Annotated in this window: 12 protein-coding genes (1 of these 12 running past the window's edge); 8 read left to right on the forward strand and 4 right to left on the reverse strand. The window is 70.4% G+C overall.

Annotated features, from left to right (window positions below; translation table 11 throughout):
• Positions 1–83: 83 nt before the first annotated feature.
• Positions 84–590: a hypothetical protein gene (locus KOD61_RS02760; protein ID WP_215219551.1), complete on the forward strand. Its 507-nt coding sequence runs from the start codon at positions 84–86 to the stop codon at positions 588–590.
• A 21-nt stretch (positions 591–611) separates the two neighbouring features.
• Here the strand turns inward: KOD61_RS02760 and KOD61_RS02765 are convergent, their stop codons facing one another.
• On the reverse strand, positions 612–1,868 hold the full coding sequence (locus tag KOD61_RS02765) for a 6-phosphofructokinase (RefSeq protein ID WP_215219552.1): 1,257 nt from the start codon (positions 1,866–1,868) through the stop codon (positions 612–614).
• Between the two features lie 160 nt (positions 1,869–2,028).
• Between KOD61_RS02765 and KOD61_RS02770 the strand changes: the two genes are divergently transcribed.
• From KOD61_RS02770 to KOD61_RS02780, 3 genes are read left to right on the forward strand one after another with little or no spacing between them, the layout of a single operon-like run.
• The gene (locus KOD61_RS02770) at positions 2,029–2,607 is read left to right on the forward strand and encodes an adenylate kinase (RefSeq protein WP_215219553.1); all 579 of its coding nucleotides are present in this window, start codon (positions 2,029–2,031) and stop codon (positions 2,605–2,607) included.
• A 13-nt stretch (positions 2,608–2,620) separates the two neighbouring features.
• Positions 2,621–3,988 carry a UDP-N-acetylmuramate:L-alanyl-gamma-D-glutamyl-meso-diaminopimelate ligase gene (gene mpl / locus KOD61_RS02775; RefSeq protein WP_215219554.1) on the forward strand — a complete coding sequence of 456 codons (1,368 nt, stop codon included), beginning with the start codon at positions 2,621–2,623 and terminating at the stop codon, positions 3,986–3,988.
• Between the two features lie 42 nt (positions 3,989–4,030).
• Complete coding sequence (locus tag KOD61_RS02780) at positions 4,031–4,612, forward strand: LON peptidase substrate-binding domain-containing protein (RefSeq protein WP_215219555.1); 582 nt, start codon at positions 4,031–4,033, stop codon at positions 4,610–4,612.
• Here the strand turns inward: KOD61_RS02780 and KOD61_RS02785 are convergent.
• The gene (locus KOD61_RS02785) at positions 4,609–6,624 is read right to left on the reverse strand and encodes a bifunctional DedA family/phosphatase PAP2 family protein (RefSeq protein ID WP_215219556.1); all 2,016 of its coding nucleotides are present in this window, start codon (positions 6,622–6,624) and stop codon (positions 4,609–4,611) included. The two genes, KOD61_RS02780 and KOD61_RS02785, sit on opposite strands and share 4 nt — an antisense overlap.
• Positions 6,625–6,745: 121 nt before the next feature.
• Here KOD61_RS02785 and KOD61_RS02790 point away from each other — a divergent pair, with 121 nt between their 5' ends.
• Genes KOD61_RS02790 through KOD61_RS02800 form a run of 3 tightly spaced genes read left to right on the forward strand, consistent with a single transcriptional unit; the run spans position 6,746 to position 8,698 of the window.
• Positions 6,746–7,417, forward strand: coding sequence for a protein kinase family protein (locus KOD61_RS02790; protein WP_215219557.1), 672 nt, complete (start codon positions 6,746–6,748; stop codon positions 7,415–7,417).
• Between the two features lie 35 nt (positions 7,418–7,452).
• Positions 7,453–8,268 carry an SDR family oxidoreductase gene (locus KOD61_RS02795; protein ID WP_215219558.1) on the forward strand — a complete coding sequence of 272 codons (816 nt, stop codon included), beginning with the start codon at positions 7,453–7,455 and terminating at the stop codon, positions 8,266–8,268.
• Between the two features lie 10 nt (positions 8,269–8,278).
• On the forward strand, positions 8,279–8,698 hold the full coding sequence (locus tag KOD61_RS02800) for a VOC family protein (RefSeq protein WP_215219559.1): 420 nt from the start codon (positions 8,279–8,281) through the stop codon (positions 8,696–8,698).
• Position 8,699: 1 nt separating this feature from the next.
• On the opposite strand, the gene KOD61_RS02805 is transcribed toward KOD61_RS02800, so the two are convergent.
• Positions 8,700–9,572, reverse strand: a complete 873-nt coding sequence (locus KOD61_RS02805) for an ion transporter (RefSeq protein WP_215219560.1) — start codon at positions 9,570–9,572, stop codon at positions 8,700–8,702.
• 111 nt (positions 9,573–9,683) lie between these two features.
• Between KOD61_RS02805 and KOD61_RS02810 the strand changes: the two genes are divergently transcribed.
• Positions 9,684–10,904 carry an aspartate aminotransferase family protein gene (locus KOD61_RS02810; protein WP_215219561.1) on the forward strand — a complete coding sequence of 407 codons (1,221 nt, stop codon included), beginning with the start codon at positions 9,684–9,686 and terminating at the stop codon, positions 10,902–10,904.
• A gap of 12 nt (positions 10,905–10,916) precedes the next feature.
• Here KOD61_RS02810 and hemL read toward each other — a convergent pair whose 3' ends face one another.
• Positions 10,917–11,972, reverse strand: partial view of a glutamate-1-semialdehyde 2,1-aminomutase gene (hemL, locus tag KOD61_RS02815; protein ID WP_215219562.1) — the 3' portion only. The gene runs 231 nt beyond the window's last position; 1,056 of the gene's 1,287 nt are visible here — the last part of the coding sequence; the start codon falls outside the window, past its right edge; the stop codon is at positions 10,917–10,919.

An 11,972-nucleotide genomic window follows, 5' to 3' on the forward strand; every position in this document is an offset into this window, starting at 1 on the left:
TGGCACAGCGCCCCCCGCGCCTGTCGACGGGACATTCAGTCGGCGCATGCGAGCCTCGCCCGACGAATTCCCCGGAGCCCGCCATGCGCCCCACTGTCCTGATGATTGCCGCGGCCACGCTGGTCGCTACCGGCGCGTTCGCGGCCGAACCCGAGATCGACCGCCCCGAGGCGTCCGCCCAGGCCGTCGGGGCGGCCCACACCCTGCGTTCGATCCCGGAGGCCTGTGCCCGGCTGGAAGGCATGTTCACCGGCGAGGCCGCCGAGCCCTACCGGTTCGCCGTGGTGCGCACCAGTCCGAACTGCCAGCCGCGCGCGCGCTTCGTCGACGCGGCGGACGCGAAGCCGTCGACCGCCGACGGCTGGCTGCTCAATGACCGCATCAGTGTCCCGAGCGCCGGTTGCCCGTCCCGGAAAGCGGTGGTCGAGGTCTGGCGCAAGCCCGGTGATGCGGCGCCGCCGGCACTCGATGCCCAGGGCCGCGCGCGCATCTACCTGGGTGATTCCGCCGCCGCCGCCAAGGCCGACAAGCTGGCCACCGTCACCACGTTCGCCGCGTCGATGACGGTGGAAGGCCAGGGCTGCGACTGATCGGGCCGGCGCCCACCCCGCTCAGCCCGCCCAGGGCGCCAGCCGCGACTTCACCGCGACGTTCTTCAGCGACACGTAGGCCGGCAGCCCGTCGCGGCCGTACGGTGGTGGCGCCTCGCCGCGGATCAGCGGCTCCAGGTAGAGGCGCGCACGTTGGGTGATGCCGTAACCGTCGCGCCGCAGGAAGCCCGCCGGCATTTTCTTCTCGCGGTTGGCGATCTTCGTCAGCGGCGCTGGCTCGATGGTCCAGCGGTACGGCTCCTCGGACGTGCGCACGATGACCGGCATTACCGCATTCATGCCGGCCAGCGCGTAGTCGACCGCGGCATTGCCGACCGCGATCGCCTGCTGCAGGTCCATCTTCGAGGCGACGTGGCGGGCGGAGCGCTGCAGGTAGTCCGGCAGCGCCCAGTGCACCTTGTATCCAAGCGCATCCTTGACCCGGCCCGCCAGGTGCGAGGCCACGCCACCGAGCTGGGTGTGGCCGAACGAATCCTTGCCGCCGCCGGCGTCGGCGACGAACCGGCCATCGGCGGTCTGGATGCCCTCGCTGGCGACCACCACGCAGTAGCCGACCCGCTCGACCGTGGCCTTCACCTTGGCGAAGAAGTCCGCCTCGTCGTACGGCCGCTCGGGGAACAGAATGAGGTGTGGTGCCTCGTCCGGACCGTTGCCGGCCAGGCCAGCCGCTGCGGCCAGCCAGCCGGCGTGCCGCCCCATCGCCTCGTAGACGAACACCTTGGTGGAGGTGTCGGCCATCGCCGCGACGTCCAGCGCCGCTTCGCGCACCGACACTGCGGTGTACTTGGCCGCCGAGCCGAAACCGGGGCAACAGTCGGTCACCGCCAGGTCGTTGTCGACCGTCTTTGGCACGCCGACGCAGGTCAGCGGGTAGTCGAACTCCCTGGCCAGGCGCGAAACCTTCAGCGCGGTGTCGGCCGAGTCGTTGCCGCCGTTGTAGAGGAACCAGCGCACGTCATGCGCGCGCAGCACGTCGAGGAGGCGCTCGTACTTCGCGCGGTCGTCCTCGAGCGACTTGAGCTTGACCCGGCACGAACCGAACGCGCCGCCGGGCGTGTGCGCGAGCGCGCGGATAGCGCTGATCGACTCCTTCGAGGTGTCGATGAGTTCCTCGCGCAACGCGCCGAGGATGCCGTTGCGCGCGGCCAGCACCTTGACCTTGCGGGCGCGTGCCGACTGGATCACCGCCGACGCGGTGGCGTTGATGACGGCGGTGACGCCGCCGGACTGGGCGTAAAGCAGGGTTCCCGAGGCCATGTGGTTTCCAGGGTGGGGGCCGGGATGCGGTAAACTGGGCGCCGTTTGCCCCCGGCAGGTGGACAGTTGGCGCGAGTCTAGCGCCAGCAGGTTCAACGCCATGTGCCCCGCGCGATACCGGCCGGGCGGGGTTCGGATCTTCGGTTTCCAGGAGCGACACATGCGATTGGTACTTCTTGGCGCGCCCGGTTCGGGCAAGGGCACGCAGGCGGCGCGGCTCAAGGAGCACCTGCAGGTGCCGCACATCTCCACCGGCGACCTGCTGCGCGCCGAAGTCGCTGCCGGCAGCAAGCTCGGGCTGGAAGCGAAGGAAGTGATGGCCCGCGGCGAGCTGGTCAGCGACGCGATCCTGCTGGGGATGCTCGAAGACCGCTTCTCGCGGGAGGACACCCGCAACGGCTTCATCCTCGATGGCTACCCGCGCAACCTGGCCCAGGCCGACGCGCTGGACGCGCTGATGGAGCGGATCGGCCAGCCGATGGACGCCGCGGTGCAGCTGGAGGTGCCGACCGAGATGCTGGTCGAGCGCATCGCCGGCCGCTCCGCCGCGGAAGGGCGGGCCGACGACAGCCCGGAATCGGTGCGCACCCGCCTGCAGGTCTACAACGACCAGACCGCGCCGGTGGTCGACTTCTTCCGCCAGCGCGGCAAGCTCAGCGTGGTCGACGGCGTCGGTTCGCTCGACGATGTGTTCGCCCGCATCGTGGAGGCGCTGCGGCCGGTGCCTGCGGTCGGTTGACCGCCCACCCCCGATGAAACTCCACATCCTCGGCATCGCCGGTACCTTCATGGGCGGCGTTGCCGCGCTGGCGCGCGAGCTCGGGCACGTCGTCGAGGGCAGCGACCAGGCGGTCTACCCGCCGATGTCGACCCAGCTCGAAACCCTCGGAATCGAACTGCGCCAGGGCTACTCGCCCGACAACATTTCCGCAGACTGCGACGAGATCGTCGTCGGCAACGCCCTCTCGCGCGGCAACCCCGCTGTCGAGCAGGTGCTCGACGACGGCCGCCGCTACATCTCCGGTGCTCAGTGGCTGAGCGAGCGGGTACTGCCGGGGCGCGACACCATCGCGGTCGCCGGCACCCACGGCAAGACCACCACCACCACCATCCTGACTTGGCTGCTGCAGGCCGCCGGGCGCGAGCCGGGCTTCTTGATCGGCGGCGTGGCCGAGGACTTCGGCGTGTCGGCGCGGGTCGGGGGCGGCCGCGAGTTCGTGGTCGAGGCCGACGAGTACGACACCGCGTTCTTCGACAAGCGCAGCAAGTTCGTCCACTACCGTCCGCTGGTCGCGATCCTCAACAACCTCGAGTTCGACCATGCCGACATCTTCCCGGACGTCGCTGCGATCCAGCGCCAGTTCCACCACCTGGTGCGAACCGTGCCAAGGCGGGGGCGCCTGATCGTCAACGGCGAGGACACGCGCCTGGCCGAGGTGCTGGCGATGGGCTGCTGGACGCCGGTCGAGACCTTCGGCATGGATCCCGGCGGTACGTTCGACTGGAGCGCGCAGTTGCTGGAAGCCGACGGCAGTGCCTTCACCGTGGTCCATCGCGGGGAGTCCATCGGCAACGTGCAGTGGCCGCTGCTCGGGCGCCACAACGTGATGAATGCGCTGGCGGCGCTGGCCGCCGTCAATGCCGCCGGGGTCGACGTCGCATCGGTCCTGCCCGTGCTGTCGGCCTTCCGCAGCGTCAAGCGCCGGATGGAACTGGTCGGCGAGCACGACGGCACCACCGTGTACGACGACTTCGCCCACCATCCGACCGCGATCGCGACCACGCTGGCCGGCCTGCGCGCGCGGGTCGGCACCGGTCGCATCGTCGTGGCGATGGAGCCGCGCAGCAATTCGATGCGGCTGGGCGCCCATGCCGACGCCCTGGCGCCGTCGCTGGCCGACGCCGACGCGGTGGTGTTCCTGCACCGTCCGGAACTCGCCTGGGACGCCGGAAAGGTCGTGGCGGAGCTGCGGGGCGAAGCCGTCGCGGTGCCGGACGTCGACGCCCTGGTCGCCGCGCTGCGCGACCGGGTGCGCGCGGGTGACCACGTGGTGTTCATGTCCAACGGCGGCTTCGACGGGGCGCCGCGACGCTTCCTGGCGGCCCTGCGCGCGGGCTAGTTTTGCCGCGTCGTCACGTTGCCCTGCGCTAGGCTGGTGGTGATGCGGAGCGAATCCCTGTCCCTGTTTCCCTTGCCCACGGTGCTGGTGCCCGGCGCCGCGCTGGGCCTGCGCGTGTTCGAACCGCGCTACCTCGACCTGGTCAGCGAGTGCGGGCGCAAGGGCACCGGATTCGGTGTCTGCCTGCTGATGGACGGTGACGAAGGCAGCGAGACCACCGCGGCGGCGGCGTTCGGCACCGAGGCGCTGATCGAGGATTTCGGCACCGGCGACGACGGGCTGCTGACCCTGCGCGTACGCGGCGCGCGCCGGTTCCATGCACGCCAGTTGCGGGTGCGCGACAACGGCCTGCAGGTGGCCGAGGTGGAATGGGCCGACCCTGATCCGGTGGAACCGCTGCGTCCCGAACACGGCCTGCTGGCGACGTTGCTGCGGGGCGTGCTCGAGCAGGTCGGCGGCGAGCACGCGGACGCACTGGATGCGCGCATCGACGACGCGGCCTGGGTGGGCTGGCGACTGGTGGAAATGCTGCCGCTGCAGGACATCCAGCGCCAGCAACTGCTGCAGGTCGACGACCCGCACGAGCGGCTGGACCGCCTGCTCTCGCTGCTCCCGGACGACTAGTCGGCCTTCGCCGGGCCGCGTGCCGGCGCCTGCGTGCGGATCCTGAGCACGTGCACCGCGTTGTCGGGATGCGGAGCCTCGAGGACGTCCAGCCCTCCCAGGTGTGTCCGTACGACCGCGTGGGCCGCGCCGCCGTCGTCGACGGGACGCCACAGCACCGCGGCACCGAATGGCTTGCTGGCCTGCAACGTTTGCGCCGTGCCGAGCCACAACGGGGTGCCGTTGGCCAGCAGCGCGGGCGCCGGCCACAGGCGGATGGCCAGCTTCTCGTCCGGGCGGTTGCCGGGGCGGAGCATCAGCAGCGCTTCGGCATGCGCGTCGAGCGTCGCCGGCAGGACCGCCTGTTGCGCCTGCGGCAGGTCATCGTCAAGCAGCGCCAGCGTCGCAACCCAGTCCGCTTGGGGTTGCGCACGCCACCCCGCGCGCTCCAGCGCGTCCTGCAGCGGTTCGAGCGGACCCGCAACCTGCAGGTCCAATGGCCAGCGCAACCGACGGTCGCCTTCGTTGCGCTGGGCCGGCAGGGTGGCCCACTCGCTGTTCCACCAGTCGTCCATGGAGACGACGCGCGTCGCCGGCGCGGCGGTGAACTGGGCCAGCAGGTCGTCGGCCGCGCGCGGTGCATGCCAGAGGCCGGCGGCCACGAAACTGCCGTAGAACAGGAACGCCAGCGGGCGCATCCAGAACGAGCGCGCGACGTGGCTGCGGTAGGCGATGCCGAGCACCAGCACCCAGGCCAGCCCGAACAGCGTGCCGCCGACCAGGTCGCTGGGCCAGTGCGCGCCCAGGTAAAGCCGGGCGAAGCCGACCACGGTCGTCACCACGCCCGCAAGCAGGTATGGCCACACCCGCTTGCGGCCCGGCAATTCGCGCGCGATGAGCACCGCGAAGAACCCGAAGATGATGGTGGTCATCGTCACCGCGACCGACGGGAAGCCGAAGCCGGCCGGCGCGGTGGGCGGCCGCGGCATGTCGATCGCCGCCTCGAGCACGGCCGTCAGCACCAGCCCGAATACCAGCGCCGCCAGCCAGTGGGCGGCGGCCATCCAGCGTCGCCGCCACAGCAGGTACGCAAGCGTCACCGCCGCCGCCGAGCCCAGTACCGGTGCATCGCCAAGGCTCGCCAGCCCGGCCATCAGCCGGTCGGCCAGCGGGTTGCGCAGCGACCACATCAGGTCGTGCAGGTAATGGTCCAGCGCCAGCGGGCCGCCACTGGCGAGCAGCATCGCGACCAGGGTGAACCAGATCCAGCTAATGGCCAGCAGGCTCACCGCCAGCATCGCCAGCGATGCCGACTCCGGCCGGTTAGGGTCGATCAGCGCGCCCGCGTAGCGGCCCAGCCTCGGGTGGGCGCGGCTCCAGCGCAGCACGCGCGCGAGCAGGTGGTCGGCATGCTCGGCAAACCAGCGCCAGGTGTAGAGCACGCCGGCCCAGACCAGCGCCACCGTCAGCGCGAGGGCGCCGAGCGCCAGGGCCAACCGGTCGGCCACCGCCGCGACCGCGTCGTACGAGCGGCCCAGCGCCCAGCCCGGCGCGAGGAACAGCGCGGCCCAGGCGATGCAGGCCACCAGGCTCGGCAGTGCGTACCGCCGCAAGGGCATCTGCAGGGTGCCGGCGATGGCCGGCACGAACGGCCGCACCGCACCTACGAAGCGCGCGATGGCGATGCTCTTGACCCCGTGCCGGCGGAACAGCGTTTCGCCTCGATCCAGCCATTGTGGATACCGCGCGAACGGCCAGCGCTGGCGCAGCTGGCTTCCCCACCGGCGGCCGATCCAGTAACTGAGCAGGTCGCCGCAGAACGCGCCAAGCGCGGCGCAGGCGAGCGCATAAGGTCCATTGACGTGGCCCAGGCCGATCAGTGCACCGACGGCGAACAGCAGCGGCAGCGCGGGAACGACGATGCCGACCACCACCAGCGCGTCGCAGAACGCGATGAGGAACACCAGTGCGCCGGCCGCGATGGGGTGCGCGCTGATCCATGCGGTCGCGCTGTCGAGCCAAGCCGGATTCATCGCGCAATTATGGCAGCGCGCAACGCGATTCCGGCAGGTCGCTGGCATCCCCGTACCGGTCGCGGTCACCCACGCGGCGGCCGTCCGCCGGGCATGGTGATGGTTTGCGTACACTGCGCGGATGCCAGCGACCGCATCCATCCCGGCCGACGAAGTCGCCGCGCTCAAGGCCGACAGCTTCGGTCGGATCGCGCTGATGCGCGGCGACGACGGGCTGTTCGTACGCCGCGACCTCGGCCATGTACCGGGCTGGCTACGGCTACCGGCATGGTGGCTCGCACGCCGCGAGGCGAGGGCGTTGCGGCAGGTCGACGGCATGGCGGCGGTGCCGCAGCTGCTGCGCTGGGACGGTCGCCGGCTTGATCGCAGCTACATGGACGGCGCGGCGATGTACCAGCGCCCGCCGCACGGCGACCTGGTCTATTTCCGTCGCGCGCGGCGCCTGCTGCAGGGCCTGCACCGGCGCGGCCTGGTGCACAACGACCTGGCCAAGGAAGCCAACTGGCTGGTGCTGGCCGACGGTACCCCCGGCGTCATCGATTTCCAGCTCGCGGTCCGCGGTCATCCGCGCTCGCGCTGGATGCGCCTGCTCGCGCGCGAGGACCTGCGCCACCTGCTCAAGCACAAGCGGACGTACTGCCCGCAGTCGCTCACCCCGGTGGAGCGGCGCGTGCTGAAGCGGCACTCCTGGCTGCGCGACGCGTGGTTCGCCACCGGCAAGCCGGTCTACCGGTTCGTGACCCGGCGGCTGCTCAAGTGGGAAGACAACGAAGGCCAAGGCCCCAAGCCCTGACTCCTACAATGGCCGGCAACCCGCTGGAGCACGCCATGGCCACCCTTTCCGGAAAGACCCTCTTCATCACCGGCGCATCGCGCGGCATCGGCCGGGCGATTGCGCTGCGCGCGGCCCGCGACGGCGCCAACATCGCGATTGCGTCCAAGTCCTCGGTCCCCAACCCGAAGCTGCCGGGCACGATCCACAGCGTCGCCGCCGAGGTCGAGGCCGCCGGCGGCCAGGCCCTGGCGCTCAAGTGCGACATCCGCGACGAGGATCAGGTCGGCGCCGCGGTCGCCGCCACGGTCGACGCATTCGGCGGCATCGACATCCTCGTCAACAATGCCAGCGCGATCTGGCTTCACGGCCTGCTAGAAACGCCGATGAAGCGGTTCGACCTCATGCAGCAGGTCAACGCGCGCGGCAGCTTCCTGTGCGCGCAGGCCTGCATGCCGTGGCTCCTGCAGGCCCCCAACCCGCACATCCTCACCCTCGCGCCGCCGCCCAGCCTGGACCCGAAATGGTGGGGCCCGCACACCGGCTACACCCTGGCGAAGATGGGCATGAGCTTCGTGACCCTCGGCCTGGCGGCCGAGTTCGCCGGGCGCGGCATCGCCATCAATGCGCTGTGGCCCCGAACCATCATCGCCACCGACGCGTTGAACCTGATCCCGGGCGTGGACATCGCCGGCTGCCGGACACCGGACATCGTCGCCGACGCGGCCCATGCGGTGCTCGTCGCGCCGGCCTCCGCGCGCAGTGGCGCATTCCTGATCGACGAGGATGTGCTGCGCGAGGCAGGCGTGCACGATCTGGACGGGTACGCGGTCGAGCGCGGCCGCCCGCTGCTGCCTGACCTGTTTCTCTGAGGAGCATCCCATGCGCTATCTCCACGCGATGGTCCGCGTCCGCGACCTCGACGCCTCACTCCGGTTCTTCCGCGACGGGCTGGGCCTGGTCGAGATCCGTCGGCGCGACTACCCGGAAGGCCGGTTCACCCTGGTCTACCTGGGCGCACCGGCCAACCCGGAGGCCGAGGTCGAACTGACCTGGAACTACGACGACGAGGACTACGGCGACGCGCGCAACTTCGGCCACCTCGCCTTCGAGGTCGACGACATCCACGTGACCTGCGCGCACCTGGTGGCGCAGGGAATCACCATCAACCGCCCGCCGCGCGATGGCCGGATGGCGTTCGTGCGCTCACCCGACGGCATCTCGATCGAGCTGCTGCAGCGGGGCGAGGCGCTCGCGCCCAGCGAGCCGTGGGTGTCGATGGAGAACACCGGCCGCTGGTGACTCACCCCATCCGCGCCGGCAGCCGGTGCCCGCAGCCGCGGCAGTGGCTGGCATCGGGGTCGTGGCCTTCGAGCCCGCATTCGGGGCAGCCACGGTGGTCGTGGTGTTCGTCGCCCGAGCCGGCCTCGCGCAGGCTGCTGGCCAGTTCGGCGGTGTAGATTCCGGTCGGCACCGCGATGATGCTGTAGCCGATCAGGATCAGCACCGAGGCGATGAAGCGCCCGCCGGGCGTCTGCGGCGAAATGTCGCCGTAGCCCACGGTCGCCATCGTCACGATCGCCCAGTACATGCCGGTGGGGATGGTGCTGAAGCCACGCTCGGGTCCCTCGATGACATACATCAGCGCGCCGAAGATCACCGCGATGGTGAGTAGCGAGACCACGAACAGGAAGATCTTGCGCCGGCTCCGCCACAGCGCGCTGATGAGCACGCCGCTTTCCTCGACGTACTGGGTGAGCTTGAGGATGCGGAACAGCCGCAGCATGCGCAGTACGCGCACGACCAGCAGCGCCTGGCTGCCCGGGAACAGCAGCGACAGGTAGGTCGGCAGGATCGAGAACAGGTCGATAAAGCCCCAGAAGCTCAGCGCGTAGCGCAGCGGTCGCTTCACCACCAGCAGCCGCATCACGTACTCGGCGGTGAACAGCAGGGTGAACCCCCACTCGATCGCGTACAGCACCCGCGCGTGGTCGACGTGCAGCCACGGGTCGCTGTCGAGCATGATCACCACCACGCTGACCACGATGGCGACGATCAACAGCAGGTCGAAGTTGCGCGCCGGCGGCGTGTCGTGGCGGAAGATGATGTCGAACCAGCGACGACGCCAACCCGATTCGCTGGCCGGGTTGAGTTGCGGGGTGAACAACAGGCGCATGGGGGTTCCTGTCGGGCTGGGAGGATGTGGCCGGCCGGTCGCTGGATGCGGCAAATGCCGGCAGGACCGGGATCGGCGAAGATTGGCGCCCCGCACGATGCCACGCCACCCATGAAGAACACCACTGGATCGCAGCCCCGGGAGCGCCATTTCCTGCCCGTCTACCGCCCTGGCCGGATCGTGCTCGACCACGGCGTGGGTTCGCGTGTGTTTGCTAGCGACGGCCGCGAGTACGTCGATTTCGCCGCGGGCATCGCGGTCAACTCGCTCGGCCACGCGCATCCGGCGCTCAACGCCGCGCTCACCGCGCAGGCGGGCCGGCTCTGGCACACCAGCAACGTGTTCACCAGCGAGCCGTCCCTGCAGCTCGCCGATGCACTGGTGGCGGCTTCCGGGTTCGCCCGCCAGGTCTTCTTTTGCAATTCCGGCGCCGAGGCCAACGAGGCCGCGATCAAGCTCGCGCGCCAGTGGGCGACGGCGCAGGGCCGCGCACCCGATAGGCGAGTGATCCTGACGTTCCGGGGCAGCTTCCACGGGCGCACGATGGCGACCCTGGCCGCCACCGCTCAGCCAAAGTACCAGGCGGGGTTCGAGCCGTTGCCGCAAGGTTTCCGTTACGGTGATTTCAATGACCTGGCGGGCGCGGAGGCGGCGATGGCGGCCGGCGATGTCTGCGCGGTGCTGGTCGAACCGGTGCAGGGCGAGGGCGGCGTGATGCCGGCAACCGACGCGTTCCTGCAGGGATTGCGCACGCTGTGCGACCGCCATGAAGCACTGCTGGTGCTCGACGAGATCCAATGCGGCATGGGCCGCACCGGGCACCTCTTCGCCTGCGAGGGCTTTGGGGTGCAGCCGGACGTTGTCACGCTGGCCAAGGGGCTGGGCGGCGGATTCCCGATCGGCGCGATGCTGGTGGGGGAGCGTGCGAGCGACGGTCTTGGTTTCGGCCAGCACGGAACGACCTTTGGCGGTAACCCGCTCGCTGCCGCGGTCGCGGGCGCGGCCCTGCGCGAGCTGTCGGCACCCGCGTTGCTGGCGAACGTGTCGCGCCAGGCGGCGTCACTGCGTGACGGGCTCGCCCGGCTCGACGACGAGTTCAAGGTGTTCGGCGAAGTCCGAGGGCGTGGGCTCATGCTGGGTGCGCCGTTGCGTCCCGAACACGCCGGCCGCGCCGGTGACATCGTTGATGCGTGCATCGCCCGGGGCCTGCTGTTGCTGCAGGCCGGCCCGGACGTGCTGCGTTTCGTGCCAGCGCTCAATATCGGCGACGTCGACGTCGCCGAGGGCCTGGCGCGGTTGCGCGCCGCGCTGACGGACTACATCGCGGGCTGACCTGGCGACGGGTCAGGCGATCGCGGCGAAGGCCGCGCGCGCGGCCTCCAGGGTGTGGGCGATCTCGGCCTCGCCGTGGGCGCTCGACATGAAACCGGCCTCGAACGCGGACGGCGCCAGGTACACCCCGCGCTCGAGCATCGCGTGGAAGAAGCGGCCGAAGCGTGCCGCGTCCGAGCCCATCGCATCAGCAAAGCTCTCGACCGGCCCCTCGCGGAAATACAGGCCGAACATGCCCGGCGCGCGCGTGGTGTGGAAAGCGACGCCGGCCTCGCGGGCGGCGCCCTCCAGTCCGTCGCACAGCGCGTGCGTGCTGGCCTCGAGCGCCTGGTGGAAGCCCGGCTCGCGGATCAGTGCCAACGTCGCCAGGCCTGCCGCCATCGCCACCGGATTGCCGCTGAGCGTGCCGGCCTGGTAGATCGGGCCGCTCGGCGCGATCTGGCTCATCAGTTCGCGTCGCCCGCCGAACGCGCCCACCGGCATGCCGCCGCCGATGATCTTGCCGAAGGTGCTCAGGTCGGGCGTGATTCCGTAGCGCTCCTGCGCGCCACCCAGGGCAACGCGGAAGCCGGTCATCACCTCGTCGAAGATCAGCAGCGCGCCGTGCCGCGTGCACAGCTCGCGCAGGTGCTGCAGGTAACCGTCGCGCGGGAGGATGCAATTGGCGTTGCCGACGATCGGTTCGATGATCAGGCCGGCGATCTCCCCGCCGATGTCGTCGAACAGCCGGGTCGCGGCATCGAAATCGTTGTACGGGATCGTCATCGTGAGGTCGGCCAGTGCACCTGGCACGCCCGGCGAATTGGGCAGGCCGAGGGTCAGTGCCCCGCTGCCGGCCTTGACCAGGAAGCTGTCGCCGTGGCCGTGGTAGCAGCCCTCGAACTTCACGATGCGATTGCGGCCGGTGGCGCCGCGCGCCAGCCGGATCGCCGACAGCGTCGCCTCGGTGCCGGAGTTGACCATCCGGACCATCTCGCAGCTGGGCACGATCGAGGTGATCGCCTCGGCCATCGTCACCTCGAGCGCGTTCGGCACGCCGAAGCTGAGGCCGTTGCGCATCGTGCGCGC

This window comes from Lysobacter luteus, assembly GCF_907164845.1.
GTDB classification, from domain to species: domain Bacteria; phylum Pseudomonadota; class Gammaproteobacteria; order Xanthomonadales; family Xanthomonadaceae; genus Novilysobacter; species Novilysobacter luteus.